Raw genomic sequence first — 25,539 nt, 5'->3', positions numbered from 1 at the left:
CCGCGCTCCACCCATCTCTCGACCGGGGATTTCACATGGATGCCACCACTGTGGGCATCGGCCTGTCCGCTGCCGCCGTCCTGCTCGTCACCCTCGCCGTCCTCTTCGCGCTCAGCCGACTGTTCCGCAAGGTCGAACAGGGCAAGGCGCTGATCGTCTCCAAACTCCGCAAGGTGGACGTCACGTTCACCGGGCAGGTCGTGCTGCCCGTGCTGCACAAGGCCGAGGTCATGGACATCTCGGTGAAGACCATCGAGATCAGCCGGACCGGCCGGGACGGGCTGATCTGCCGGGACAACATCCGCGCCGACATCCGGATCTCGTTCTTCGTACGGGTCAACAAGACCGTCGACGACGTCATCAAGGTCGCCCAGGCCATCGGCACCGCACGCGCCAGCGACCAGGCCACGCTCCAGGAGCTGTTCAACGCCAAGTTCTCCGAGGCGCTCAAGACCGTCGGCAAGCAGATGGACTTCACCGACCTCTACACCAAGCGCGAGGAACTCCGTTACAAGATCATCGAGTTGATCGGCATCGACCTCAACGGCTACAGCCTGGAGGACGCGGCGATCGACTACCTGGAGCAGACCCCGCTCACCCAGCTCGACCCGGCCAACGTCCTGGACGCGCAGGGCATCCGGAAGATCACCGAGCTGACCGCCGTCGAGCACGTGCGCACCAACGAGTTCCAGCGGCACGAGGAGAAGGAGATCACCCGGCAGAACGTCGACGCGCGCGAGGCCATCCTCGAACTCGAGCGCCGGCAGGCGGACGCGGAGATCAAGCAGCGCCGCGAGATCGAGACGGTGCGGGCCCGCGAGGAGGCCGAGACCGCGAAGGTGGTCGAGGAGGAGCGGCTGCGCGCGCAGAGCGCCTTCCTGCGCACCGAGGAGGCGCTCGGCATCCAGCGCGAGAACCAGGCGCGCGAGGTCGCGGTCGCCACCAAGAACCGCGAGCGCGTCATCGCCATCGAGAACGAGCGCATCGAGAAGGACCGCCTCCTCGAAGTCATCGCCCGCGACCGCGAGACCGAACTGACCCGGATCGCCGCCAACAAGGAGGTCGAGACCGAGAAGCGGGACATCGCCGAGGTCGTACGGGAGCGGGTGGCCGTGGACCGTACGGTCGCCGAGCAGGAGGAGTCCATCAAGAGGCTGCGGGCCGTCGAGGAGGCCGAGCGGGAGCGGCAGGCCGTGATCATCGCGGCGGAGGCCGAGGCGCAGGAGAAGCTGGTCAAGGACATCAAGGCGGCCGAGGCCGCCGAGGCCGCGGCCACCCACAAAGCCGCCGAACAACTCACCCTGGCGGAAGCCCAGTTGAAGTCCGCCGACCTGGAGGCCAAGGCGAAGCTGCGGCTGGCCGAAGGCATCCAGGCCGAGTCCGCCGCCGAGGGCCTGGCCGCCGTCCAGGTGCGCGAGAAGGAGGCGGACGCGATCGAGAAGGCGGGACGCGCCGAGGCCGAGGCCACCGAGGCGCGGCTGCGGGCCGAGGCGGAAGGCCTGCGGGCCAAGGCCCTGGCCGAGGCGACCGCGATCGGCGAGAAGCTCAAGGCCGAGGCGGAGGGCCTGAACCAGAAGGCCGTGGCGATGGCCGCCCTCGACGAGGCCTCGCGCGGACACGAGGAGTACCGGCTGCGCCTGGAGGCGGAGAAGGACATCCGGCTCGCCGGTATCGATGTGCAGCGCCATGTGGCCGAGGCGCAGGCCACGGTGCTCGCGACCGGCCTGGAGAGCGCCGACATCAGCATCGTGGGCGGCGAGTCGGTGTTCTTCGACCGGCTGCTCTCGTCGATCTCGCTCGGCCGGAGCGTGGACGGCTTCGTGCAGAACTCGCAGACCGCGCAGTCCCTGGCCGGCCCGTGGCTGGACGGTTCGGCCTCCTTCACAGACGACCTGACCCGCGTCCTCGGCTCGGTGTCCTCGGCCGATGTGCAGAACCTGACGGTGTCGGCGCTCCTGATGCGGCTGATGCCCTCCGGCGGCGGCGCACCGGGCGGGCCGCTGGGTGAACTCCTGGACAAGGCACGCCAGTTGGGCGTGGCCGACATGCCGCTCAGCGAACTGGCCACCGGCAGCGGAGCGGGCGCGACCACCGGCACGGCAGCGGACGCGGACCCTGTCACGGCCGCCACGCTCAACGGCACCGCCAAGGCCTGACCGCCCCAGGGGGGAGCGGTCGGGGTGCCGGAGCCGCCGCACGGGGGGCGGTGGCTCCGGCACCGGAATCAGCAGGTGGGCGGGGCCCACGGAGGAGGGCAATTCATGGGGACCGGCAGGGAGGCGACGGCGGGGGCCGATGTGACGGGTGCGGGCGTGGGTGATGTGACGGGGGCGGGCGCCGGTGGTGTGTCGGCTGCGGCCCGTGGTGACGCGACGTCAGCCGATGGGGACGTGACGGCTTCGGGCAAGCCTGACGCGGTGGCGGCTGCGGGCCGGAGCCCTGAGGGGGGCGACGCCGCCCCCGCCGTCGGGATCGACGCCGGCGCGTACGAGGTGCTCCGCGACCGTCTCGCCGCGCAGGCCGCCGAACTGGCCCGCCGCGCCCAGGCCTTGAACGAGGCGCGTATCGCCGAGTTCGGCACCACCGGGCTCACGCTCACCGGGACGGCGCAGCTGCGCTCCGACTCCGCCCGGGTGCTGCGGGATGTCGTCGCGGTGGACGGCCGCCTGCTCGTCGGCGCGCGGACGCCGCTCGCGCCGGGCGCCGCCCCCGCGGTCGGCGACGTACTCGCCCTCTATGACCGGGAGTTGACCCGGCTGCCCGACGACGCCGTGCCCGGATTGCTCGACGATCCCTCCTTCGCCCACGAGTTCACCGCCCTGCACCGCTACTTCCGGGGTGCGCGGCTGCTCCGGCTGCGGCACGTGGACGGCAAGCTGCTCGCCGTCTTCCAGGCCGGTGAACAGCCGGACGACATCCGGGTCCTGCGCTGGTCCGTCTCCCGGGACGGCGTGCGGTTCCTGGACGCGCGCGGCGAACGCGACCATGTCCTGCCGCCGCCCCACGACTTCGACTGGACCGCCGCCACCCGCGACGACCACGTCACCGGCCGTCACCCGCACGTGCGGATCGACGACGGTGCGGTGTACGTCTCGACCGTCGGCGGCCGGCTCACCGTCAAGACCGAGGACGACACCGAGACGGGCGAGGGGATCCACGCCGAGCCTGTCGAGGAGCAGTTGCAGTCCCTCGCGGACGCCGAGATCGCGTACGCACGGCTCGGTGTGCTCGTGCTCCTGCGCGTCCGCCCGTACAAGGAGGACACCTACCGCCACCTGGTCTTCAACACGGTCACGCGCGGCGTGGTGCGCCTGGACGCGATCGGCCGGTCCTGCCGGCGTCTGCCGGACGGCCGGGGCATCGTCTTCCCCGGCGGCTCCTGCCTGGCCACCGGCGAGGTGAAGACCTTCGACACGGACACCGATGACCTGGAGTTCGAACGCTGCGTCCGCTCGCCGAACGGCGAGGACCTCCTGTACGCCTACCACTCCCGCGCATCGGGCCGCAGCCTCCTGCTGCCGTACAACCTGATCCGCGAGGAGATCGCCACCCCGCTCGTCTGCGCGGGCCACGCGCTGTTCGAGGACGGCACGATGGCCGTGCTGCGGGGCGGCGCGGGGGAGCCCGCGCGGGTGCACCCGTTGCAGTTCTGGCAGACGCCGTACGTCTCCGACACCCATATCGCGCCCGCGGGCGACGGCCCCCTCGGCCGCTTCGGCAACGCCGACCTGGTCACCGGCATCTCCGACTGCCTCTCGCTCGCCCGGCAGGCACGGGAGGCGACACCGAACAGCGCGGTGTACGCGGCGCTGGCCGCCGCCTGCGTCCGCGCCGCCGACCGGCACCACTGGCTCGGCGACCCCGTCACCGGCGATCTGCGCACGCCGCTCGACGCCCTGCGCGCCACCGCCGAACAGGTCCTGACCGAGTTCGAGACCGTGCAGACGCTCACCCGGCAGGCCGCCGAAGCGCTGGCGGATTCGGCCGCCCACATCGCGCGCCTCGTGCGCCGGATCCGCGGCGAGGCCCCCGCCGGCGCCGACGCGTGGGTGTCCCGGATCAGCGAACTGCGCCGGGCGCAGGGGCACTTGGCGACGCTCAAGGAGATGCGGTACGCGGACACTGAGCGGATCGACGCCCTCGCCGCGGACGTCGCGGGGGACATCGAAGCGGCGGCCCGGCGTGCCGTGACCTTCCTGCGGCGCGAGGACGCCTTCGCCGACCACCACGCGGAGACCGAGCGGCTGACCGCCCGGGCCGCAGCGATCGCAACGGCCGCCGAGGCCGCGCCGGTCGGCGAGCGCATCGACGCGCTCACCTCCGGTCTGCGCACCCTGACCGAGGTGGTCACCGGCCTCGACATCGCCGACGCCACCGTCCGCACCGCCGTCCTGGAGCGGATCGCGGCCGTCCTCGGCGGCGTGAACCGCGCCCGTGCCGCGCTCGCCGCCCGCCGAGCCGAACTGCTCGAACGGGAGGGCCGCGCGGAGTTCGCCGCCGAACTCGCCCTGCTCGGCCAGTCCGTCACGGGCGCGCTCGCCGCGGCCACCACCCCGGACGCCTGTGACGACCAACTCGGCGGTCTCCTGGCCCAGTTGGAGGGCCTGGAGTCCCGCTTCGCCGAACACGAAGACCTGCTCGCGGAACTCGACGGCCGGCGCGAGGAGATCCACGAGGCGTTCACCGCGCGCAAACAGGGCCTTCAGGACGCCCGCGCCCGCCGCGCACAGCACCTCGCGGACTCGGCCTCCCGCGTCCTTGCGACGCTCACCCGCCGCGCCGCCCGACTGGACTCCGCGGACGCGGTCGCCACGTACTTCGCCTCCGACCCGATGGTGGCCAAGGTCCGCCGCACCGCCGCCGAGCTGCGCGAACTCGGCGACCAGGCACGGTCCGAAGAGCTGGCCGGCCGGCTCAAGTCCGCCCGCCAGGAGGCCGTACGGTCCCTGCGCGACCGCACCGAGCTGTTCGCCGACGGAGGGGCCACCGTGCGGCTGGGCCGGCACCGGTTCGCCGTGCACCGGCAGCCGCCCGAGCTCACCCTCGTCCCGCACGGGGACGGCCTCGCGTTCGCCCTGACCGGCACCGACTACCGCGCGCCCATCACCGATCCCGAGGTCACCACCGGCAGCCCTTACGGGGAGCGGCAGCTGCCCTCGGAGTCCGCGTCGGTGTACCGCGCCGAGCACCTGGCCGCCCGATTGCTCGCCGCACACGGTGCGGAGGCGTTGGGCGAGGCCCTGGCCGCGGGTCAACTCGCCTTGCTGGTAAGGCGGGCGGCCGAGGCCGCGTACGACGAAGGCTACGAGCGCGGCGTCCACGACCACGACGCCACCGCGATCCTCACCGCCCTGCTGCGTCTGCTCGACGGCGCCGGGCGGCTGCGTCACACGCCCCGGGCCAGGGCGGCGGCTGCCCTGTACTGGGCTCACGACATCGCGGAGGACGAGCGTGCCGCCCTGTCGCGGCGGGCGGTGTCCCTCGCCCGGGCCCGCGACACCTTCGGGCCCTCGCCCGCCGTGGCCGCCTTCGAGGCGGAACTGGCCGCCGCGACCGGCAGCGCCGCGGCCGCCGCGTACCTCTTCGAGGAGCTGACCTGCGCCCCGGCCGGGTTCGCGCGGTCCGCCACGGCCCGCACGCTCCTGGACAAGTTCCGCCGCGCGGTGGGCGGTTCGGCCTACGCCGACGACCTGAGCGCGCTCACCGGGCCGGCCGAGCGGCGGCAGCTCGTCGAAGGGTGGCTGCACGCGTACGCCGCGGCGTCGGGCGAGGACCTCGACGCCGGGGACCTCGCCGAGGCGGTGGCCGTCGAGCTCTGCCCGGACCTCACGTGGTACGAGGCCGAGGGCCGCACCACCGCCGTCGTCACCGGTCTGCTCGGCACCCACCCCCGCATCACCCGGGGCGTGCTCGCCCTGCGCCTGGACGAATTCCTGGCGCGCACCGGGGAGTTCGCCGCGGTGCAGGTCCCCGGCTTCCGCGCGTACCAGAAGCGGCGCGGCGCACTCCTCGCGGCCGAGCGCGCGCGCCTCGACGTGGACGCGCACCGCCCGCGCGTGATGACGACGTTCGTCCGCAACCGGCTGGTCGACGAAGTCTTCCTGCCGCTGATCGGCGACAGCCTCGCCCGGCAGATCGGCGCGGCGGGCGACGCGAAGCGCACGGATTCCAGCGGGCTGCTGCTGCTCGTCTCGCCGCCCGGATACGGCAAGACGACGCTCATGGAGTACGTGGCCGACCGGCTCGGCATGCTCCTGGTCAAGGTCGACGGGCCCGCGCTCGGCTCCACCGTGACCTCGCTCGACCCGGCCGAGGCGCGCGACGCCGCGGCCCGCAGGGAGCTGGAGAAGATCGCCTTCGCGCTGGCCGCCGGCACCAACACCCTGCTGTACCTCGACGACATCCAGCACCTCGCGCCGGAACTGCTCCAGAAGTTCATCCCGCTGTGCGACGCGACCCGCACCCTCAACGGCCACGACCTGCGCGGCAAGCGGTTCGCCGTGTGCATGGCCGGCAACCCGTACACCGAGTCGGGCAGCCGCTTCCGTATCCCCGACATGCTGGCCAACCGGGCCGACGTGTGGAACCTGGGCGACGTCCTGACCGGGAAGGAGGAGGCGTTCGCGCTGAGCTTCGTCGAGAACGCCCTCACCTCCCATCCGCTCCTCGCCCCGCTGGCCGGGCACTCACGCGCCGACCTCGACCTGCTGGTACGGCTGGCGTCCGGCGATTCGGCCGCCCGCCGCGACCGCCTGGAGCACCCCTGGGTGCCGGCCGAACTCGACGCGGTCCTGGCCGTGTTGGGGCATCTGCTCACCGCGCGGGCCACCGTCCTCGCCGTGAACGCGGCGTACATCGCCTCGGCCGCCCAGGACGACGCGACCCGCACCGAGCCGCCCTTCCGCCTCCAGGGCTCCTACCGCGACATGAACAAGATCGCGGCCCGGATCTCCCCGGTGATGAACGAGGCCGAGCTCGCCGCCGTCGTCGAGGACCACTACCGGGCCGAGGCCCAGACGCTGACCACGGGCGCCGAGGCCAACCTGCTCAAGCTGGCCGAGCTCAGGGGGACGCTCACCCCGGGGCAGGCCGCGCGCTGGGCGGAGATCAAGGCCGCCCACGTACGGCGGCACACGCTCGGCGGCGCGGACGAGGACCCCGCCGTGCGGGCGGTCGCCGCGCTCGGTCTGCTCGCCGACCGCCTCGGCGCGATCGGGACGGCCCTCGGCACGCGGGCCGCGGACCCCCGGCCGCAGGGAGAAGTCTGTTCTGTCCGGGTTCCGCGGCGTAGCGTGGTGGACAAGTCCCCCGAGGGAGGCTGATCCCATGCCGTGGTTCCTGTGGCTGCTCGCCGCCGGGGTGCTCGGTGTCGCGGAGTTCTTCACCATGACGCTGGTGCTCGGCCTGCTCGCGGGCGCGGCCCTGGTCGCCGCGGTGGTCGCCGGCGTGGGCGTCGGGCTGCTCGGCCAGCTCGTGGCCCTGGGCGTGGCGGCCGCGGCGGGCCTCCTCGTCGTCCGGCCCGTCGCCCTGCGCCAGCTGGACCAGGCACCCCTCTCGCGCGACGGCACCGACGCCCTGATCGGCAAGCGGGCCGAGGTGCTGCGGGAGGTCACCGCGACCCGGGGGCTGATCAAGATCTCCGGTGAGGAGTGGTCCGCCCGCAGCCTCGACGAAAGCCATGTGATTCCCGCAGGCGCGCTGGTGGACGTGATGGAGATCGACGGCGCCACCGCCCTGGTCTACCCCCGGGAGCTGCTGCCCTGAGCGGACCTCGCACGGAACGGTCCGTGCACGGCCGACCCCTCGAGAAGGAGGAAACGTGGATCCGGTGGTCATCCCGATACTCGTCGCGGCGCTCGTCGTGGTCTTCCTGGTGGCCTCGACGGTGCGGATCGTTCCGCAGGCGCGCCGCTACAACATCGAGCGGTTCGGCCGGTACCGGCGCACGCTCCAGCCCGGCCTGAACTTCGTGCTGCCGGTCGCGGACCGCATCAACACCAAGCTCGACGTGCGCGAGCAGGTGTACTCCTCCGACCCCAAGCCGGTGATCACCGAGGACAACCTCGTGGTGAACATCGACACGGTGCTCTACTACCAGATCACCGACCCGCGGGCGGCGGCCTACGAGGTGGCCGACTACCTCCAGGCGATCGACCAGCTCACCGTCACCACGCTGCGCAACGTGATCGGCAGCATGGACCTGGAGGAGACCCTCACCTCCCGCGAGGAGATCAACACCCGGCTGCGTACGGTCCTCGACGACGCCACCGGCAAGTGGGGCATCCGCGTCAACCGCGTGGAGATCAAGGCCATCGACCCACCCCACACCATCAAGGAGGCGATGGAGAAGCAGATGCGCGCCGAGCGGGACAAGCGCGCGGCGATCCTGCACGCCGAGGGCGAGCGGCAGGCGAAGATCCTCACGGCCGAGGGCACCAAGCAGAAGGACATCCTGGAGGCGCAGGGCACCCAGCAGGCCATGATCCTGCGGGCGGACGGCGAGGCGAAGGCCGTCGAGCGGGTCTTCCAGGCGGTGCACCGCAACAACGCCGACGCGAAGGTCCTGGCGTACAAGTACCTGGAGACGCTGCCGCATCTGGCACGCAGCGACAACAACACGTTCTGGGTGATCCCGGGCGAGCTGACCGAGGCGATCCGCACGGTGACCAGCGCCTTCGGCGACCAGTCGGGCGCCGCGCGGCCGGGAGAGGGCGGCGCGGACGGCTCCGACGGCGGGTCGGCGGCCGCGCTCGAAGCGGGCGGGCAGCTGTCCCTGGACTCCGCTGCGCCGGACGTCGCGTCGCTGGACTCCGCCAAGGCGGCCGACGAGGTCGCCGAGCAGGCGGCAGCCGCGGTGAACGACGCGAAGGCTGAGGCGGAGGCGGCGCGCACGAACCGGGTGCCGGGGCGGGACGGGGCGGTCGGCGCCTGAGTGCGGAGCCCGGCCGGCTGAGGGCACCGTCACGCCGCCACAACTTCACGACTGCACGACGTCACAGAACCGTAAGCCGCACGGCAGGCCGCCCGTCCGCCTGCCGTGCGTAGGGTCGGCTCCGACCGGCAACTGCCCCTGCCAGGAGGAGCGATGCGCCCCCGAACCGCCGTGCCCGCCTTGTTGACGGCCGCACTTCTGACCGCCGCCGCCACCGGCTGCGGTACGGAGGAACCCCCCGCTGCCGGCACCGACAAGCCTGCCGCGCGGGCGAGTTCCACCCCGGCCGCACCGTCCACGACGCCTCCGTCCAAGGGTGGCGCCGAGGTGCCCGAAGCGCTGCGCTTCACCGGAACGACCGTGGACGGCAAGGAGTTCGACGCCGCGACGCTCGCCGGCAAGCCCGTCGTGCTGTGGTTCTGGGCGCCGTGGTGCCCCAAGTGCCGTGCGCAGGCGGCCGAAACCGCGTCCGTCGCCGCGGACTTCGCGGGGAAGGCACACGTACTCGGCGTCGCAGGACTCGACGGCAACGACGCCATGCGGGAGTTCGTCGCCGGCACCGGCACCGGCGGATTCCCGCATCTGTCCGACGGGAAGGGCGAGATCTGGCGGCGGTTCGAGGTCACCGAGCAGAGCCGCTACGTCATCCTCGACGGGGACGGCAAGCAGGTGTACGAAGGCGTGCTGCCCGCGGGCAAGGGCCTCGCGGACAAGCTGACCGGCCTCACCGGCTGACGCCCCGTGGCCGACATCCCCTTCGCCCTCGCGGTCGGCGCCGGGCTGCTCGCCGCCGTCAACCCGTGCGGATTCGCCCTGCTGCCCGCGTATCTCTCCCTGCTCGTCCTGGGCGACGGACCCGGCGCGCAGCCCGCGCGCCGCAGCACCGCCGTGACGCGCGCGCTCGGCGCCACGCTCGCACTCACGCTCGGGTTCGGTGCCGTGTTCGGCGTCTTCGGCCTTGCCGTGCAGCCGGTGGCCGGCCGGGTGCAGGAGCAACTGCCCTGGTTCACCGTGGTGTTCGGGCTGCTCATGGCCGGCGCGGGCGGCCTGCTGCTCGCCGGGCGGCGGCTGCCGCTGCCGCTGCCCACGGTGCGCCGGGCCCCGTCCGTGACCCGCTCGCTGCCGTCGATGTTCCTGTTCGGAGCGGCGTACGCGGTCGCCTCGCTCGGCTGCACCATCGCGCCGTTCCTGGCCATCGTCGTCTCCGCGTTCCGCGCCGGGTCCACCGTCGAGGGCATCCTGCTGTTCGTCGCGTACGCGGCCGGGATGGGCCTCGTCGTCGGCGCGGCCGCCCTCACCGTCGCCCTGACCCGCAGCACCGCCGCGACCCGGCTGCGCCGCCTCGGCGCCGGCGCACCGCGGGCGGGCGGCGCGCTGCTGCTGCTCTGCGGGGCGTACGTGGCGTACTACGGCTGGTACGAGATCCGCGTGCAGCGCGACCCGGCCCACGAGGACCCGGTGATCGACGCGGCCGGCACCGTCCAGCGAGGGCTCGCCGACGCCGTGGACACCGCGGGCCCCTGGGCCTTCGGCGGGCTGGTCGTGGTGCTGGCGGCGGGGGCCTGGGTGCTGCGGCTTCGCGCCCGCGGCCGCCCTACTCGATCTCGCGCATCATCTTCTCCATCGAGGCCACCGACATCCGGGCCTGCGTGAGCTCTTCGACGGTACGGCGCTGCATCTCGACGCTGTCCTCCAGGAGTTGCTGGTACTTCAGCGCCATCAGCTTGTACTGCTCCTCGCGGGCGGCCAGCATCCGGGCCCGCCAGGTCGCGGCGAGCTGCCAGACGACCACGATCAGGAAGAGGAAGAGGCCGCCGGCGCCGACCGCTCCCGCCCAGTCCGCACCGTTCATGTCGAGGTCTCCTTCACTGGCGTCTTCTTCTCTTCTTCCTTGAGCGTCCGCTCTTCCTCGGTGAGCGTCCGCGCGGCGGCCGCCACGGCCTGAGGGGTCAGGGCGTACGAGAACGGGGTCAGCTCGTAGAACTTCATCGCCTTGCCGCTCTCGGACAGCTCCAGGGACCCGCTGATCAGCCCGGCCGCCTCCAGGCGCTGGAGATGCATGTGCAGCAGCGGCCGGCCGATGCCGATGTCACGGGCCAGCGCGCTGACGTAGTTGCGGCCCTCGGCCAGGGCCGCGACGATCCGCATCCGGTGCGGATTGCCCAGCGCCGAGAGCACCTTCAGCAACTCGTCTCCCGAGGGGACGGGACCGTGTGCCATGCCGATCCCTCCGCTCGTTCCGGGCCCTGCCACCGTCGCGCCCACCCGCCGCACCTGTCAAAGGAATCTGACACATGTCGGGGAAGGCTGGGGGCTTCTCGGGGTTGTCTCGGGGTTCCCCTGACCAGGCGGGTCCTGCGGTCCGTCCCGGGGCCCGCACGGGCGCTCCTCAGCCCTGCAACGCGGCGATGTGAGCCGGGAGTTCGATGCCGGGTGCCAAGTCGGGGGCGGGGACGGGGGCGTCGCGCACCGTGCGGATCGGGACGTTGCCCGCCCACAAACCCAGAGCCGCGTCCGGGCCCTCGCCGTCGTCCGGGGGGCCGGCCGCGATCTTGACGGAGGCCTCGGCCAGGTCGAGGGCCAGGAGCGTGGTGGCGGCCAGTTCCTTGCGGGACGGGCCGCGCGCGTAGTCCCACTGGCCCGGGGCGCACTGCTCGGTGAGGACGCGCAGACCCTCGAGCTTCTCCTCGCCCTCGGTCACGCGGGGGACGCCGTAGACCATCGCGCAGCGGTAGGCGATCCCGTGCTCGAAGACCGAACGGGCCAGGATGAGGCCGTCCACGTGCGTCACCGTCACGCACACCTCGGCCGCCGGGGCCTCGCGCAGACTCCGGCTCGCGACCGAGCCGTGGAAGTAGAGCGTGTCCGCGGTGGCGCCGTAACACGTCGGGACGACCATGGGCGTGCCGTCGACCACGACCCCGAGGTGACAGACGAAACCGGCCGCCAGCACGGCGTCGAGGTCGGCCTTGCGGACCCTCCCGTTCTCGCGCAGCCTGCGGTGCCTGGTCCGCTCGGTGACGCCGATCTCGGGGTCGCCGGGCTGTTCGCTCTGTGCCTGCGCTTCGACGATTTCCGACACTGTGAAGGCCCCCTGGCTGCTGATGTCGTCAGTGGTACTCGGGTGTGACGACGCATTCCGTGCTGATCGCCCGTACGGTAAAGGACTTCGTCACGAGCGGCAACGGGTGGCAACGGACGGCAACGGGCGGGAATGAGCGGCAACGAGGGCAGGCATGGCAGCGGCGCGGTCCGCGCCGCACCGCTGCCGTGGTGCGTCACCCGGCGGCGAGCACCCCAATCGTCCGCGCCACCGCTGCCGCCATCGCCTCGCGTCCGGGCGCCAGGTACTTGCGCGGGTCCACCACGCTCTCGTGATCGGCGAGGTAGGTGCGCACGGCACCGGTGAGGGCGATGTTCAGGGCCGTGCCGACGTTGACCTTCGCGATGCCGCCGGCGACCGCCTCGGCGAGCTCCGCGTCCGGGACGCCGGAGGAACCGTGCAGCACCAGCGGCACGTTGAGCGTCTCGCGCAGCCGGGCGATCAGCGCGTGGTCGAGGGCCGCCGTGCGCGAGGTCATCGCGTGCGAGCTGCCGACGGCCACCGCGAGCGCGTCCACCCCCGAGTCGGCGACGAAGGCGCGGGCCTCGTCCGGATCGGTGCGAGCGCCGGGCGCGTGCGGGTCGAGCGGGGGCCTGCCGTCCTTGCCGCCCACCTCGCCCAACTCGGCCTCGATCCACAGACCTTGGGTGTGCGCCCAGTCGGCGGCGGCGCGCGTGGCGGCGAGGTTCTTCCCGTACGGCAGATGCGCCGCGTCGTACATCACCGAGCTGAACCCGGCGTCGGCCGCCTGCCGCAGCAGCTCGTCCTTCTTGACGTGGTCCAGGTGCAGCGACACCGGGACGGAAGCCGTCTCGGCGAGGGCGACGGCGGCCCGCGCGAGCGGGAGCAGCCGGCCGCCGCGGAAGGCGACCGCGTTCTCGCTGATCTGGAGGATCACCGGGGACGCGGCGGTCTCGGCGCCCGTGACGACGGCCTCGACGTGTTCGAGCGTGATGATGTTGAACGCGGCTACGGCGCGCTGTTTCGCGGCGGCCTCGGCGACGAGTGCGCCGGTCTCGGCGAGTGGCATCGGACTCTCCCCCCTTCCCTGTCCGTCAGGCCGAGGGCAGGACGACGGAACGGGTCAGGTGCCGCGGCCGGTCCGGGTCCAGGCCCTTGAGCGCGGCCACGGCGACGGCCAGGCGCTGGGCGCGCACCAGCTCGGCCAGCGGGTCGAGCGTGCCCTCGATCCAGAGCGCACCGGTCTCGCCGACCTGCGCGGCGAGACCCTCCGGCGCCTCGCCGAACATCCATGTGGCCGTGTCCGTGGTCGAGATGGAGATCGGGCCGTGCCGGTACTCCATCGCCGGGTAGGCCTCGGTCCACGACAGGGAGGCCTCACGCATCTTCAGGGCTGCCTCCTGTGCCAGGCCGTTGGTCCAGCCGCGGCCGAGGAAGCTGAACTGGGCGCACTCCACGAGCCCTTCGGGCAGCGGCTCGGCCAGCGCGGTGCGCGCGTCGGCCACGGCCTGCGGCGTGTGCAGCCCGAGGTGGGCGCGGAGCAGCGTGAACGCGGTGGTGGCGAAGCGGGTCTGCACCACCGACTCCTCGTCGGCGAACGCGAGCACGACCACGTCGTCCGCGGCCTCCATCACCGGCGTGTGCGGATCGGCGGTGATCGCCGTCGTCGCCGTACGGCCGCGCAACTCGCCGAGCAGCCGCAGCACTTCGGTCGTGGTGCCGGAGCGGGTCAGGGCTATGACGCGGTCGTACGCGCGCGAGACCGGGAACTCCGAGGCCGCGAAGGCGTCGGTCTCGCCGAGTCCCGCCGACTCCCGCAGCGCGGCGACGGCCTGCGCCATGAAGAACGACGTGCCGCACCCCACCACGGCGATCCGCTCGCCGGAGGCGCCGAGTACATCGCGGTGCTCCGCGGCCAGCGCCGCGGCGCGCTCCCAGCACTCCGGCTGGCTGGTCAGTTCCTTGTGCACGTGGCTCATGCGCGCGACTCCAGTCATCGGGATGATTGTTTCTGCAAGATATAGCCTCTGTTCGAGCAGGAGCAAGCAATCGGGTGAGCGCTCGGCCGAGCACGCGGACGCAGGGCGGGATGCATCGCTCCCAGGCCCCCGGCGCACGTCCTCGCGGACCCGTATCGCCCCTGGTCGCAGGCCCGCATCGGGCCCGTCCGCTATTAGTCGGGCATTAGCCGGCCACCCCTCTTGACGCTGCTTTCGCGGGGGCGGCAGGGTTCGGCTCGATCCGCATCGCACGACGGCGCCCCGCGCGCTGCCGGTGACTAATGCGCATTAGTCAGGGGAGTCGACCATGGCCGAGCAGCCGGTGGCGAAGGCGCGGCGGGGGCGTCCGCGGCAGGCGGAGGTGGCCCGGCTCGCCGGGGTCTCGCAGACCACGGTGTCGCTGGTCCTGAGCGGCAACAAGCAGGGCATCGCGCTGCACCCGGACACCCGGGCCCGAGTCCTCGAAGCCGCACGGCAGTTGGGGTACGCGCCCGACCCGGCCGCCCGGCGCCTGGCGGCGGCCCGCAACGACCTGCTCGGGGTGTTCAGCTTCACCGCCACCTTCCCCACGGATGTGGCGCACTCGTACTACCCGATCCTGGTCGGGGTCGAGCAGGAGGCCGTCGCGCGCGGCTACGACCTCGTGCTGTTCACCGGGTCGAGCGCCGCACCGGGGCGGGGCGGCGGCGGGGCGGCCGAGCTGAACCGGGTGCGGCTGGCCGACGGCTGCCTGTTCCTGGGGCGGCACGTGCCGGCGGACCCGTTGCGCCGGCTGGTCGAGCAGGGCTATCCGGCGGTGCACATCGGCCGCCGCGACGAACTCGAGGGCCTGGCCTGGGTCGGTGCCGACTACGCGGCGGCCACGGCGGAGGTCGTACGGCGGCTCGCCGCCCTCGGCCACCGGCGCATGGTGCTCGTCTGTGAGAGCGACCAGGCGCTCGCCTCCGTCGACCGCGAGCGCGGATTCCGCGCGGCCCTGGGGGAGGGGGAGTTGGCGCGGGCTTCGGACGCCGGGCCCGGCCCCGTCGTGCGCGTCGCCGACCCCGCCGCCGAGATCACGGCCTCCTGGGTACGCGCCCGGCTCGCCGAGGGCGTCACGGCGTTCGTGGCAGAGGAGACCGACACCTGCGCCGCCTGGCGGGCCCTGGTCGCCGCCGTCGACGCGGCCGGGCTCACCGCACCGGCCGACCTCTCGCTCGCCCTCCTCGGCGCACCGCCCGCCGACCTCGCCGGCCGCACCGAACCCACCGGCTTCGACGTCCCCAAGGCCGAGTTGGGTGCCGCCGCCGTCCGCACCCTCACCGCACTCCTCACCGAAGGCGGGGCCGACTGCTCCCCGCTCGTGCCCTGCGCGTTCCGTTCCGGGCACACCGCCGGACCGCCGCCGCCCGCTCCGTAACCCGCCAGGCCGGACCCGGCCGCTCCACAACTCGACGACCCCGCACGGCAGTTTGCACCGCACCGCGCCGGCTGCCGACCACCCCTGCCCGCATGCCCCACACCGCATGCCCCCACCACCCGCACGCACCCGTACCCGCACCCGAAGGAGCCGCATCTCATGTCACTCGACCGCCGCCGTTTCCTGCGGACCGCCGCCACCGGAGGAGCCGCCCTCACCTTCGGCGCCCTCGGCGCCCCCGCGGCCGCCGCCGCTCCCGGCGGCTTCCCCGACTACCGCTACGTGCGCACCCTGCTCACCCCGGGGCAGCTCGCCTACAACCCCACCGGCGAGATCATCTTCCCGTGCGTACGGGGTGTCTACGACAAGCTGACCTCCCCGTTGGGCCGTTACTACCTCTACTACGCGCCGCACGACGCCCCCGGCGGCATCTGCCTCGCGTACGCGGACTCCCTGGAAGGGCCGTTCACCGAGTACCCGGGCAACCCGGTCGTGTCGAACGACTGGTCCCCGCACTACAAGGTCAGCCACGTGTCCTCGCCGCACGTGATGTGGAACGCCGAACACCGCGAGCTGTGGCTGTACTTCCACGGCGAGAACACCACCACGCGCCTCGCCCGCTCCAAGGACGGCATCCACTTCACGTACGACCGGACCGTCCTGACCACGTCCATGCTCCCGGCGGGCACCACCGAGGCCTCCTACGCCCGGGTCTTCCGGCACGACCTGCCGGCCCGGGGTGCCAAGTACGTCATGGTCTTCATGCGCAACGACACCACCAACCACCGCGACATCGGCTGGGGTTGGTCCCCGGACGGGCTGAGCTGGCAGTACGCCGCCGAGCCGCTGATCGACCACGCCGACGTCGGCGCGGTCAACGTGTCCGGTGCGCACCTGCTCTCGCGCGGCGGCAGCACGTACGTCGTCTACCACACGGACAAGGCCAGCGGCGGCAACATCCTGATCACCGAACTCGGCAACGACTTCTCCCGCCGCACCCACCTGGGCGTCTTCTACGACTCCTCGTCCGCGGCCCCGGAGAGCGGCCGCGCGGCCGCACCCTGCTTCGGCACGGACGGCGGGGTGCCGTACATGATCTACGAGGCGGGAGACCGGCTGGCCGGGTCCATCGCCCTCGCGCGCGGCTGAGCCAACGGTGCGATGAGGCGGCGGCGCCGGGCCGTCGCCTCACACCACCGTGATCCGCGCCCCCGCCGCCGCGATGGCCGCCAACTCGCCCTCGGGCGCCCGCTCGTCGGTGATGAGGGTGTGCACCTCGGACACCGGGCAGATCTTCGCGAAGGTGGCGCGGCCCAGCTTCGTGTGCTCGGCGACCACGACCGTGCTGCTCGTGTGCCGTGCGAACGCCCGGTCCGTCGCGGCCTCCAACTGGTCGTGGGTGGTGCACCCCTGGGCCGCGCTGATGCCGTCCACGCCGAGGAAGGCGATATCGGTGTGGTGGTCGGCGAGGGTCTTCTCGGCGATGGGGCCGACCAGTTCGTAACTCTCCTTGCGCGCCGTGCCGCCGACCACGATCAGCGTGACCTCGGGCCGCAGCACCAGCGCGGCCGCGATGTTCACGGCATTGGTCACGATCGTGACGGGCCCGCGGTCGGCGAGGAGCCGCGCCACCTCCGTGGTGGTGCTCCCGCCGGTCAGGCCGACCACCGCCCCCTCGGGCACGAGATCCGCCGCGGCCCGCGCGATCGCCTGCTTCTGCGGGGAGCGCTGGTCGAGGCGGTGCTGGAGCGGCAGTTCGAGACTGAGCCCGCCGCGCACCGCACCCCCGTGCGTGCGCTCGAGCAGACGCTGCTCGCTCAGCTGCTGGAGATCGCGGCGCACGGTCGCCTGGGAGACGCCGAGCAGCAGCGAGAGACGGCTCACGTCCGCGCTGCCGTGCGCGGCGACGTGCTCGATGATGCGCAGGTGGCGGTCGCTTTTCAGCACGTGGTGAGCATAGTGCCGAGGGCGCGTTCCTGATCCCGTACGGGACCTGCATCTTGCGCGAATCTGCGCGATCAGGCGCGCTTCCGCTCAACTCCGTGCTCTTGACATGGCTGAGCGCGCTCGGTTTACTCCCTGGCGCGCCGATGCCGCACCTCGGCGCAGAGGTACGCCCAGCCGGTAATGCAGGCCGCAGCGCCGTGAGTCCGGACCGAGTCGCCAGGACCGTTCCGTGTCCGAGGCGGGGACGTGCCCTCCACAGGTGGAGCTCCGTGATGAGCCTCGATCGTGTGCCGCACCGGTACGACCTGCTCGTCGTCGGGGACGCCAACCCCGACGTCATCCTCGGCCCCCTCACCGAACCACTCGCCTTCGGACAGCGCGAACAGCTCGTGGCATCGGGCTCGTTCACCGTCGGCGGCTCCGCCGCGATCATGGCCTGCGGGGCCGCGCGCCTCGGCCTGAGGACGGCCTTCGCCGGCCGGGTCGGGGACGACGACGCCGGACGCTATCTGCGCGACGCCCTCGCCGCCCGCGGCGTGGACACCCGCGCCCTGCACATGGACCCCGCCCTGCCCACCCCGCTCACCGTCGTCCTCACCCGCGGCGACGACCGTGCCGTCCTCACCTCGCCCGGCACCCTCACCGCCGTCAGTGGCGCGGACGTACCCGAGGAGCTGCTCGCCGCCGCCCGGCACGTCCACACCTCCTCGTACTTCCTCCAGCCGCGGCTCGCCGCCGACCTGCCCGGGCTCCTGCACACGGCACGCTCGTACGGGGCGACCACCTCGCTCGACACCCAGGACGATCCGTCGGGACGGTGGCACGGACTCGGCCCGGTGCTCGCCGAGACCGACATCCTGCTGCCGAACGCCCAGGAGGCCCGGCGCCTCGCCGGACCGGACGCACGGACCCCGCACGAGGCGGCCGAACTCCTCGCCGCACAGGGCCCGTTGACCGTGGTCAAGAACGGCGCGGACGGCGCGCTCTGCCACGACGGCCGCACCCTGCACAGCGCGCCCGGCCTTCCGGTGGAGGTCGCCGACGCCGTCGGCGCGGGCGACAGCTTCGACGCCGGCTTCGTCGCCGCGACCCTCGACGGCCAACCCCCTTACGAAGCCCTGCGGTTCGCCGTGGCCTGCGGTGGCCTGTCCACGCGGGCCCACGGCGGCACCGCGGCCCAGGCCACCCGGGACGAAGCCCTCGCCCACACCGGAGCACACCTCGCATGAGCCACGCACCCCGCCCGAAGATCGCCTTCATCGGCGCCGGCAGCGTCGTCTTCACCCAGGGCCTGCTCGCCGACCTGTTCGCCTTCCCCGAACTCGCCGGCGCCCATATCGCCCTGCACGACATCGACCCCGGGCGCCTCGCCACCGCACAGGCCGCCGCCGCGTACATCGCGCACGAGCGCGGCGCCCGCGCGACGGTCACCGCGCACGCCGAGCGCCGCGCGGCCCTCGCGGACGCGGACTTCGTCATCGACATCGTGCAGATCGGCATGGGCGAGGCCACCCGCACCGACTTCGACGTGCCCGCCCGCTTCGGGCTGCGCCAGACCATCGGCGACACCCTCGGCATCGGCGGCATCTTCCGCGCCCTGCGCACCTTCCCGTTCCTGAAGGAGCTCGGCGAGGACATCGCGGAACTCTGCCCGGACGCCTGGCTGCTCAACTACACCAATCCGATGGCGATGAACGTCCAGTACGTCACGGCCGCCACCGGCCTCACGAAGGTCGTGGGCCTGTGCCACTCGGTGTACTGGACCATGCACGACCTGGCGAAGCTGGTGAACGTCCCCTACGAGGAGATCACCTACCGGGCCGCGGGCGTCAACCACCAGGCGTGGGTCCTGCGCTTCGAGCACGAGGGCCGCGACCTCTACCCCGTACTCGACGAACGCATCGCCGCCGACCCGGAGTTGCGCCGCCGCGTCCGCGTCGACATGTACCGCAGGCTCGGCGCCTACCCGACCGAGACGAGCGAGCACTCCAGCGAGTACGTGCCCTGGTATCTGCGCCACGACAGCGAGGTGGAGCGGCTGCGGCTGCCGGTGGGCGCGTATCTCGGCATCGTCGAGGAGAACGTGGCCGCGTACCACCGCACGAGGGAGTCGCTCGCGACCGGCCGGCCGCTGCCCGTCGAGGGCACGATGGAGTACGCGCCGCAGATCATCCACAGCGTCGTCACCGGCACCCCGCGCACCGTCTACGGCAACGTCCCGAACCACGGCCTGATCGACAACCTGCCCGCGCACGGCGTGGTGGAAGTCCCGTGCCTGGTCGACGCCTCCGGCCTCCAGCCCACGCGCATCGGCTCACTGCCTCCCCAACTGACCGCGCTGAACCGTACGTATCTGAGCGCCAACGACCTCGTCGTGCGCGCCGCCCTCGACGACGATCCCCGGCACATCCGGCACGCCGCGATGACGGACCCGGCGACCGCGGCGGCCCTGCCGGTCGAGCGGATCTGGGAGCTGTGCGACGCGATGGTGCGGGCGCACGGGGAGCGGCTGCAGCCGGGGTTGCGGGCGCTGCTGGGTTCCTGACGCAGCGGTGCGGCGCCCTTCCCGTCCGGCGGGAAGGGCGCCGCCGATGCTGCCTACAGGCTCTGCCCCCGCTCGAAGTACGCGACAAGCTCCGGATCCAGGTCCGGGACCGCACGCGGCATGCCCCCGTCCCGCAGCGACTCCGTGGCCCGTACCCCCGCCGCCACGGCCATCCGTGCCGCGACCGGCGAGGTGTCGGTCGGGCCGCCCTCGCGCGCGAACCGGAGGAACTCGTCGACGAGCAGCGGATCGGCGCCCCCGTGGTCACCGTCCGCGTCCGGCACCCGGTAGGCGGCGTCGGGTTCGGCCCGGTACGCGGACCGGCGCGCGTTCCACACCTTCACGACCGCCCCCGGACCGTCCCCGAAGTTCTCCAGCCGGCCCGCGTCCCCGATGACGGTGTAGTTCCGCCAGTAGTCGGGCGTGAAGTGGCACTGCTGGTACGCGGCCAGCACCCCGTTGTCCAGGCGCAGGTTGACCAGGGACACGTCCTCCACATCGATGACCGGGTTCAGGCCGCGCTGGGTGTGCGGGGGCCAGTGGTCCTCGTCGGCGGATTCGGCGTCCGCGGTGTTCCAGTCGTCCCGCTTGGGCTCGCCCGGTGCGCGCCGGTGCGGATTGTCCCCGTACACCATGAGGTCGCCGAGCGCCTGCACCTGCCGCGCGTAACCGCCCGCGAGCCAGTGCAGCACGTCGAGGTCGTGGGCGGCCTTCTGGAGCAACAGGCCGCCTGTGTACCGGCGTTCGGCATGCCAGTCCTTGAAGTACCAGTCGCCGCCGTACCCGACGAAGTGCCGTACCCACACCGACCTGACCCGTCCGATTTCGCCGCGCGCGATCACCTCGCGCATCAGGCGAATCACGGGCATGTGCCGCATGTTGTGCCCGACGTAGAGGCGGGTGCCGGTCTCGCGGGCGGTACGGAGCAGCTCGTCGCAGCGTTCGACGGTGATGTCCAGGGGCTTCTCCACGAAGACCGGTCTGCCCGCGCGCAGTGCCGCGCAGCCGAGGTCGGCGTGGGTGTGGTCCGGGGTCAGGACGAGGACGGCCTCGACCTCCGGGTCGTCGAGCACCTTCCGGTGGTCCTCGGATATCCGCGCGCCGGGGAACGCCGCGGCCGCCTCGGCCCGTACGGCCGGAAGGTGGTCCGCGAGTGCGACCACGCGCGACCCTTCGCCGGGCCGGTGCGCGAGGCGGGCGATCGAGCCGCGCAGTCCGAAGCCGAGGACGCCGAGGCGCAGGTCGGAGGAGGGGTGGGGCATGTGCGGTGTGCCTTTCGGTGGATCGGGCGGGCGAGCCGCCCGGGCCGGTATCGGGCGGGTGAGCCGCCCCGGGCCGGTGGCGGACGGGTGAGCCGCCCTGGGCCGGTATCGAGCGGGTGAGCCGCCCCGGGCCGGTGGCGGTCCGGGGCGGCTCACCCTCGGGGTCGGTGCGCGCCGGGTCAGCTCACGGTGATCCGGTCGATGTCGGGAGCCCAGCCGGAGGGGTTGGCGATCGTGACGCGATTACCCGTCCCCGCCTGGAGATTCACCTGCACCGTGACCGTCGAGGTGGTCCACCAGTCGGCGGTAGGACCGAACTGGACGGTCTGCGCCGTGCCGTTGTTCGCCTGCACGGTGGCGGTGCGCGCGGTGCCGGTGGCGTAGTGCAGGGTCACCGTGCGGGTGCCGCCGCTGCCGCCGTCGATTCCGTTGAAGGTGAGCGTGCCGCCGTTGCCGAGGTATCCGACCTTCTTGCCGCCGGAGCAGCCGCCGCAGTCGGCGACCACCGCGCCGCCCGCGAGCGTGTTGCCGCCCGCTTCGGCCTCGTAGCTCTTCGGATCCGAGCCCTGGCCCGCGTCCACCGTCATGTCACCGAGGTCGAGCCAGCCGTCGGCGCCCTGCCCGGCGTTGGCGAAGCGCAGCTTCTTCGCGTTCGGACTGATGTCCTCCAGCGGATTCTTGGCCTTCATGACCAACTGGTAGTCACCGGCCGCCACGGCGGACAGGTCGACCGTCGTGTCGAAGTAGTGCGGCCGGCCGAAGTCCAGGTACGTGGGGTCGGATCCGACGTTCCAGTCCGGGAAGGCGCGGATCTTGAGCGGCATGACCTTGCGCAGGTCCCAGGAGGTGTTCCAGGTCTTCACCAGGTTCCCGGCACTGTCCTTGAGGCCGAGGCTGACCTGCCAGGGGTAGTAGAAGGGCGCCACGCCGTTGTTGGCGAGCTGCACGCCCACCTTGGTGCTGCCCTGCGCGCTGCCGTGGAAGTACGCATTCTTGACGCTGAGGTCGTAGCCCATGAGCCGGACCGCCTCGGCCACCTTCGGATCGCCGGCCGCGTACTCGCCGCTGCGTTCGTTGATCTTCCAGGTGGTGTGCTCCAGCTCGATGCAGGCCTTCATGTCGTCGACGCTGCCCGAGCCGCCGGGCCAGTTCGCGAACGCGGTGCTCTGGATCTCCGGGCGCACCTCACCGCCCATGGACGCGGTGATCCACTTGTTCTCCACGCCCTGCTCGACGGCCTTCTGCAACTGCGCCCAGGGCGCGCCGCCCATCGAGACCGGCAGCGTCACACCGGCCGCCGGGCTGCCTTCGCGGTAGCAGAAGGAGTCGTCGTGGTAGCCGATGGCGGGCAGGCTGTTCGCGGCGCCGCCCGCCGACTCCGGGTAGCGCACTTCGAGGCGGGTCTTCTTGAACGCCGTGTTGTACGCGTTCATGATCTCCGCGCCGTGCGCGTCGGTCGGCATGTAGTTCGGATACGAGTCGCCCGCCGTGTCCGTGTCGTAGGGCCAGGTGTGCCACTCGCCCCACAGGCCGATCAGACCCAGGTGGATGTAGCCCAGGCGCGGATCGCCGTCGTAGCGCGCGCCGAAGGCGGCGATGAAGTTCTTGAGCCCGGCGAGCAGGTCCGGGTCGTCGTAGTCGGGGCTGGTCGTGCCCCAGTACGCGTTGTCACGGTTGGCGACCTTGCCGGCGAAGCAGGGCGGGATGGCGTTGGCGGGGTGGGTGCCGGTGCCGCCCGGATACTCCAGGTAGAAGCGGATGGCCGCCTGGTGCCCCTCCTCGGCGATCTCCGCCAGGGCGCTGTCGAGCACGCTCCAGTCGTAACTCCCGCAGTTCGAGGCGTTGTTCATGACCTCGGAGAGCCCGAAGTACGCCCAGGTCAGGGAGTGCGGGTAGCCCGCGTTCTGGTCGCCGCCGGGCTGGTAGAAGCGGGCGAAGCCCTTGAGCGGGTTGTCCACGGGGGACTGGCCCGGCGCCAGGGCGTGGACCGGCAGTGAGGGGTCCGGGCTCGGGCCGGGTGCCGGGCGCTCGGGGACGCCCGCGGCCGCGACGGCGGCCTTCTTGCGGGCGGTCTGTGCCTCGGGGTCCGCGGCGTGGGCGCCGGCGGGCAGCGCCACGAGGGCCAGGGCCGCCGCCGCGGCGCCGAGGGCGGCCGTCAGTCCTCTGCCGCGTCTGCGCAGGGACATGCGCATGGATCAACCTCCAGGAAATCGGGGGGAGTTGCAGGTCGGTTCCGTCGGCCCGTGCGTACCGGGCCCGAGAGCCCCGAGCCGAGCCGGATGTTCGGCCCGGTCTCACAGGGTTATGCGCCAGCATTGACAAACTTTCGCTGTTGCTCATCAATATGTGTGCACGGCGCCACACTGACAAGAGGTGCGGCACGAGTTCTCTTCGGAGGCGTAACCATGGGCGCCAACACGGCAGTTGCGCCGCCGCACAAGAGCAACGGCATACGCACGGGTGAGGCCGCGGGGCCGGAGAAGCCGCGACGGCCGCGCGACGACCGCAAGGCGGCCTGGTTGTTCCTGGCCCCGGTCCTGGTGGGCTTCGCGCTGTTCTACGCGTATCCGACGCTCCGCGGCGTCTACTACTCGCTCACCGACTACAACATGCTCGCGCCGCCGAACTTCACGGGCGCAGAGAACTACCAGCAGCTCATCGGGGACGAGCAGTTCTGGAACGCGCTCCGGGTCACCGGCTACTACGTGGTCCTGAACATCGGCTCGCAGATCCTGCTCGCCCTGATCCTCGCGACGCTGATGCACCGCCTGACGCGGTCGGTGGCGCTGCGGGCGCTGCTGCTCGTGCCGTGGCTCGTACCGAACGTCACCGTCGGCCTGGTGTGGCTCTGGCTGCTCGACGCCAACCTCGGCTTCGTCAACCACATGCTCGACGCGCTCGGCATGGAGACCACCAGCTTCTTCAACTCGCCTTCCCTCGCCATGCCGACCGTGGCCCTCGTCAACACCTGGGCGTACACGGGCTACACGGCCCTGCTCCTGTACGCCGGAATGCTCCAGGTGCCGCAGCACCTCTACGAGAGCGCCTCCCTGGACGGCGCCGGCGAGTGGCGGATGTTCAGCCGGATCACCCTGCCGCTCCTGCGGCCCGTGCTCGCGCTGGTCCTGGTGGTCTCGCTGATCGGCTCGTTCCAGATCTTCGACACCATCGCCGTGACCACGAAGGGCGGCCCGGTGAGCGCCACCCGGGTCATCTACTACTACATCTACGAACAGGCCTTCACACAGTTCCACATGGGCTACGCCTCGGCCATCGCAGTCGTCCTCGCCCTGCTGCTCGGCGTGCTGACCGCCGTGCAGATGCGGCTGCTGCGCGCCTCCCGCTCGGACCTGGCCTGAGGAGGACGACGACCATGAGCCGCACCACGACCGCCACCACGACTGCCGCCACGACGCCCGCCATCGGCCGCAGTGACCTGCGCACCAAGCGCCGTACCCCGACGAGGATCTCGCCCGCCCGGATCGCCGCCTGGACGGTGCTCGTCCTCGCCCTCGCCGCCACCCTCTTCCCCTTCTACTGGATGGTCCGCACCGCCCTCACCCCGGCGGGCGACCTCTACACCGACTCCGCCGGGCTCGTCCCCGACCACCCCACCCTGGTCAACTTCCTGCGGGTGCTCGGTCTGACCAGCCAGGAGGAGGCCGTGGCCGCCGGCGGGTCCGGCGCCCAGGTGGACTTCCTGCGCTATCTGCTCAACTCCGTGGTCTACAGCGGGCTGATCGCCACGTTCCAGACCCTGTTCTGCGCGATGGCCGGCTACGCGTTCGCCCGGCTCCGCTTCCCCGGACGCGACGCCGTCTTCGGCATCCTGATCGCCGCCCTGATGGTGCCGCCGATCTTCACGCTGCTGCCCAACTTCGTCCTCGTGAAGAACCTCGGCTGGCTCGGCACCTTCGCCGGCATGGTCGCGCCCAGCATCCTCATGACCCCGTTCGCCGTGTTCTTCCTGCGGCAGTTCTTCCTCTCCATCCCGCGCGAGGTGGAGGAGGCCGCCGTGCTCGACGGTGTCGGCGCCTGGGGGGTGTTCTGGCGGGTCGTCCTGCCGATGAGCCGCGGTCCGCTGATCACCATCGGCCTGACCACGACCGTATGGGCCTGGAAGGACTACCTCTGGCCGCTGCTCACCGGCCGCGACGAGGAGACCCGGCTGCTCACCGTGGCCCTCGGCATCTTCCAGCAGCAGTCGCCCAACACCAACCCCGACTGGACCGGCCTCATGGCGGGTTCGACCTTGTCCGTGCTGCCCGTCCTGCTGCTCCTGCTCCTGGTCGGCCGCCGCCTCGTGGAGTCCCTGAACTTCACCGGCATCAAGTAGCCCGGCAGGTTCCTCCCCCCCCCACCGCACCACGCACGTCCTCCCGTAACCCAC

Annotated in this window: 20 protein-coding genes; 12 read left to right on the top strand and 8 right to left on the bottom strand. The window is 72.3% G+C overall.

The window, feature by feature from the left end; all coding sequences use genetic code 11:
* Positions 1-35 precede the first annotated feature (35 nt).
* The 6 genes from BLT97_RS05080 (at position 36) to BLT97_RS05055 (ending at position 10,585) form a co-directional block, all read left to right on the top strand.
* Complete coding sequence (locus BLT97_RS05080; protein WP_093607403.1) at positions 36-2,156, top strand: SPFH domain-containing protein; 2,121 nt, start codon at positions 36-38, stop codon at positions 2,154-2,156.
* Between the two features lie 105 nt (positions 2,157-2,261).
* On the top strand, positions 2,262-7,322 hold the full coding sequence (locus BLT97_RS05075; RefSeq protein WP_093607402.1) for a DNA repair ATPase: 5,061 nt from the start codon (positions 2,262-2,264) through the stop codon (positions 7,320-7,322).
* A gap of 4 nt (positions 7,323-7,326) precedes the next feature.
* A complete protein-coding gene (locus BLT97_RS05070) occupies positions 7,327-7,764 on the top strand; it encodes an NfeD family protein (protein ID WP_093607401.1) in 438 nt (145 codons plus the stop codon).
* Between the two features lie 55 nt (positions 7,765-7,819).
* Positions 7,820-8,932: an SPFH domain-containing protein gene (locus BLT97_RS05065; protein WP_093607400.1), complete on the top strand. Its 1,113-nt coding sequence runs from the start codon at positions 7,820-7,822 to the stop codon at positions 8,930-8,932.
* Between the two features lie 153 nt (positions 8,933-9,085).
* Positions 9,086-9,667 carry a redoxin domain-containing protein gene (locus tag BLT97_RS05060; protein ID WP_093607399.1) on the top strand — a complete coding sequence of 194 codons (582 nt, stop codon included), beginning with the start codon at positions 9,086-9,088 and terminating at the stop codon, positions 9,665-9,667.
* A 6-nt stretch (positions 9,668-9,673) separates the two neighbouring features.
* Positions 9,674-10,585 carry a cytochrome c biogenesis CcdA family protein gene (locus tag BLT97_RS05055; RefSeq protein ID WP_093607398.1) on the top strand — a complete coding sequence of 304 codons (912 nt, stop codon included), beginning with the start codon at positions 9,674-9,676 and terminating at the stop codon, positions 10,583-10,585.
* Here BLT97_RS05055 and BLT97_RS05050 read toward each other — a convergent pair.
* The 5 genes from BLT97_RS05050 to BLT97_RS05030 all read right to left on the bottom strand — a co-directional run bounded on the left by BLT97_RS05050 (position 10,527) and on the right by BLT97_RS05030 (position 13,975).
* Complete coding sequence (locus BLT97_RS05050) at positions 10,527-10,784, bottom strand: hypothetical protein (RefSeq protein WP_093607397.1); 258 nt, start codon at positions 10,782-10,784, stop codon at positions 10,527-10,529. The two genes, BLT97_RS05055 and BLT97_RS05050, sit on opposite strands and share 59 nt — an antisense overlap.
* Positions 10,781-11,152, bottom strand: coding sequence for an ArsR/SmtB family transcription factor (locus BLT97_RS05045; RefSeq protein WP_093607396.1), 372 nt, complete (start codon positions 11,150-11,152; stop codon positions 10,781-10,783). The genes BLT97_RS05050 and BLT97_RS05045 overlap by 4 nt, the downstream gene beginning before the upstream one ends.
* Positions 11,153-11,321: 169 nt before the next feature.
* Positions 11,322-12,005, bottom strand: a complete 684-nt coding sequence (locus BLT97_RS05040; protein ID WP_245769182.1) for a pyridoxamine 5'-phosphate oxidase family protein — start codon at positions 12,003-12,005, stop codon at positions 11,322-11,324.
* Positions 12,006-12,210: 205 nt separating this feature from the next.
* Positions 12,211-13,065 carry a class II fructose-bisphosphate aldolase gene (locus BLT97_RS05035; RefSeq protein ID WP_093607395.1) on the bottom strand — a complete coding sequence of 285 codons (855 nt, stop codon included), beginning with the start codon at positions 13,063-13,065 and terminating at the stop codon, positions 12,211-12,213.
* A gap of 25 nt (positions 13,066-13,090) precedes the next feature.
* Positions 13,091-13,975 carry an SIS domain-containing protein gene (locus BLT97_RS05030; RefSeq protein ID WP_093607394.1) on the bottom strand — a complete coding sequence of 295 codons (885 nt, stop codon included), beginning with the start codon at positions 13,973-13,975 and terminating at the stop codon, positions 13,091-13,093.
* 328 nt (positions 13,976-14,303) lie between these two features.
* Between BLT97_RS05030 and BLT97_RS05025 the strand changes: the two genes are divergently transcribed.
* Both BLT97_RS05025 and BLT97_RS05020 read left to right on the top strand, forming a co-directional pair.
* Positions 14,304-15,395 carry a LacI family DNA-binding transcriptional regulator gene (locus BLT97_RS05025; protein ID WP_093607393.1) on the top strand — a complete coding sequence of 364 codons (1,092 nt, stop codon included), beginning with the start codon at positions 14,304-14,306 and terminating at the stop codon, positions 15,393-15,395.
* Between the two features lie 159 nt (positions 15,396-15,554).
* Positions 15,555-16,544: a glycoside hydrolase family protein gene (locus BLT97_RS05020; RefSeq protein WP_093607392.1), complete on the top strand. Its 990-nt coding sequence runs from the start codon at positions 15,555-15,557 to the stop codon at positions 16,542-16,544.
* A gap of 39 nt (positions 16,545-16,583) precedes the next feature.
* Here the strand turns inward: BLT97_RS05020 and BLT97_RS05015 are convergent, their stop codons facing one another.
* Entirely contained in the window at positions 16,584-17,342 is a 759-nt protein-coding gene (locus tag BLT97_RS05015) for a DeoR/GlpR family DNA-binding transcription regulator (RefSeq protein WP_093607391.1), read from the bottom strand.
* A gap of 287 nt (positions 17,343-17,629) precedes the next feature.
* On the opposite strand from BLT97_RS05015, the gene BLT97_RS05010 reads away from it, so the two are divergent.
* Both BLT97_RS05010 and melA read left to right on the top strand, forming a co-directional pair.
* Complete coding sequence (locus tag BLT97_RS05010; RefSeq protein ID WP_093607774.1) at positions 17,630-18,571, top strand: carbohydrate kinase family protein; 942 nt, start codon at positions 17,630-17,632, stop codon at positions 18,569-18,571.
* A complete protein-coding gene (gene melA / locus BLT97_RS05005; RefSeq protein ID WP_093607390.1) occupies positions 18,568-19,887 on the top strand; it encodes an alpha-glucosidase/alpha-galactosidase in 1,320 nt (439 codons plus the stop codon). The genes BLT97_RS05010 and melA overlap by 4 nt, the downstream gene beginning before the upstream one ends.
* Positions 19,888-19,940: 53 nt before the next feature.
* On the opposite strand, the gene BLT97_RS05000 is transcribed toward melA, so the two are convergent.
* Positions 19,941-21,149: a Gfo/Idh/MocA family protein gene (locus BLT97_RS05000; protein ID WP_093607389.1), complete on the bottom strand. Its 1,209-nt coding sequence runs from the start codon at positions 21,147-21,149 to the stop codon at positions 19,941-19,943.
* Between the two features lie 179 nt (positions 21,150-21,328).
* Positions 21,329-23,341 (bottom strand): DUF4832 domain-containing protein, encoded by a 2,013-nt coding sequence (locus tag BLT97_RS04995; RefSeq protein ID WP_093607388.1) that lies wholly within the window; start codon positions 23,339-23,341, stop codon positions 21,329-21,331.
* Between the two features lie 213 nt (positions 23,342-23,554).
* Here BLT97_RS04995 and BLT97_RS04990 point away from each other — a divergent pair, with 213 nt between their 5' ends.
* Together BLT97_RS04990 and BLT97_RS04985 are read left to right on the top strand one after the other, a co-directional pair.
* Positions 23,555-24,508, top strand: a complete 954-nt coding sequence (locus BLT97_RS04990) for a carbohydrate ABC transporter permease (protein WP_093607387.1) — start codon at positions 23,555-23,557, stop codon at positions 24,506-24,508.
* A 14-nt stretch (positions 24,509-24,522) separates the two neighbouring features.
* Positions 24,523-25,485 (top strand): carbohydrate ABC transporter permease, encoded by a 963-nt coding sequence (locus tag BLT97_RS04985; protein WP_093607386.1) that lies wholly within the window; start codon positions 24,523-24,525, stop codon positions 25,483-25,485.
* The last annotated feature ends 54 nt before the right edge of the window (positions 25,486-25,539 follow it).

The organism is Streptomyces indicus, from assembly GCF_900100315.1.
GTDB lineage: Bacteria > Actinomycetota > Actinomycetes > Streptomycetales > Streptomycetaceae > Streptomyces > Streptomyces indicus.
The sequence above is the reverse complement of the archived record's forward strand: the minus strand, read 5'-3'. Positions and strand labels throughout refer to the sequence as shown.

Bases quoted from the DNA above. Each gene is read 5' to 3' on its own strand.
- BLT97_RS05035 (WP_093607395.1), bottom strand. From the start codon at position 13,065: ATGCCACTCGCCGAGACCGGCGCACTCGTCGCCGAGGCCGCCGCGAAA.
- BLT97_RS05075 (WP_093607402.1), top strand. From the start codon at position 2,262: ATGGGGACCGGCAGGGAGGCGACGGCGGGGGCCGATGTGACGGGTGCG.
- melA (WP_093607390.1), top strand. From the start codon at position 18,568: ATGAGCCACGCACCCCGCCCGAAGATCGCCTTCATCGGCGCCGGCAGC.
- BLT97_RS05045 (WP_093607396.1), bottom strand. From the start codon at position 11,152: ATGGCACACGGTCCCGTCCCCTCGGGAGACGAGTTGCTGAAGGTGCTC.
- BLT97_RS05060 (WP_093607399.1), top strand. From the start codon at position 9,086: ATGCGCCCCCGAACCGCCGTGCCCGCCTTGTTGACGGCCGCACTTCTG.
- BLT97_RS05080 (WP_093607403.1), top strand. From the start codon at position 36: ATGGATGCCACCACTGTGGGCATCGGCCTGTCCGCTGCCGCCGTCCTG.
- BLT97_RS05030 (WP_093607394.1), bottom strand. From the start codon at position 13,975: ATGAGCCACGTGCACAAGGAACTGACCAGCCAGCCGGAGTGCTGGGAG.
- BLT97_RS05025 (WP_093607393.1), top strand. From the start codon at position 14,304: ATGGCCGAGCAGCCGGTGGCGAAGGCGCGGCGGGGGCGTCCGCGGCAG.
- BLT97_RS05000 (WP_093607389.1), bottom strand. From the start codon at position 21,149: ATGCCCCACCCCTCCTCCGACCTGCGCCTCGGCGTCCTCGGCTTCGGA.
- BLT97_RS05020 (WP_093607392.1), top strand. From the start codon at position 15,555: ATGTCACTCGACCGCCGCCGTTTCCTGCGGACCGCCGCCACCGGAGGA.
- BLT97_RS05050 (WP_093607397.1), bottom strand. From the start codon at position 10,784: ATGAACGGTGCGGACTGGGCGGGAGCGGTCGGCGCCGGCGGCCTCTTC.
- BLT97_RS05070 (WP_093607401.1), top strand. From the start codon at position 7,327: ATGCCGTGGTTCCTGTGGCTGCTCGCCGCCGGGGTGCTCGGTGTCGCG.
- BLT97_RS04985 (WP_093607386.1), top strand. From the start codon at position 24,523: ATGAGCCGCACCACGACCGCCACCACGACTGCCGCCACGACGCCCGCC.
- BLT97_RS04995 (WP_093607388.1), bottom strand. From the start codon at position 23,341: ATGCGCATGTCCCTGCGCAGACGCGGCAGAGGACTGACGGCCGCCCTC.
- BLT97_RS04990 (WP_093607387.1), top strand. From the start codon at position 23,555: ATGGGCGCCAACACGGCAGTTGCGCCGCCGCACAAGAGCAACGGCATA.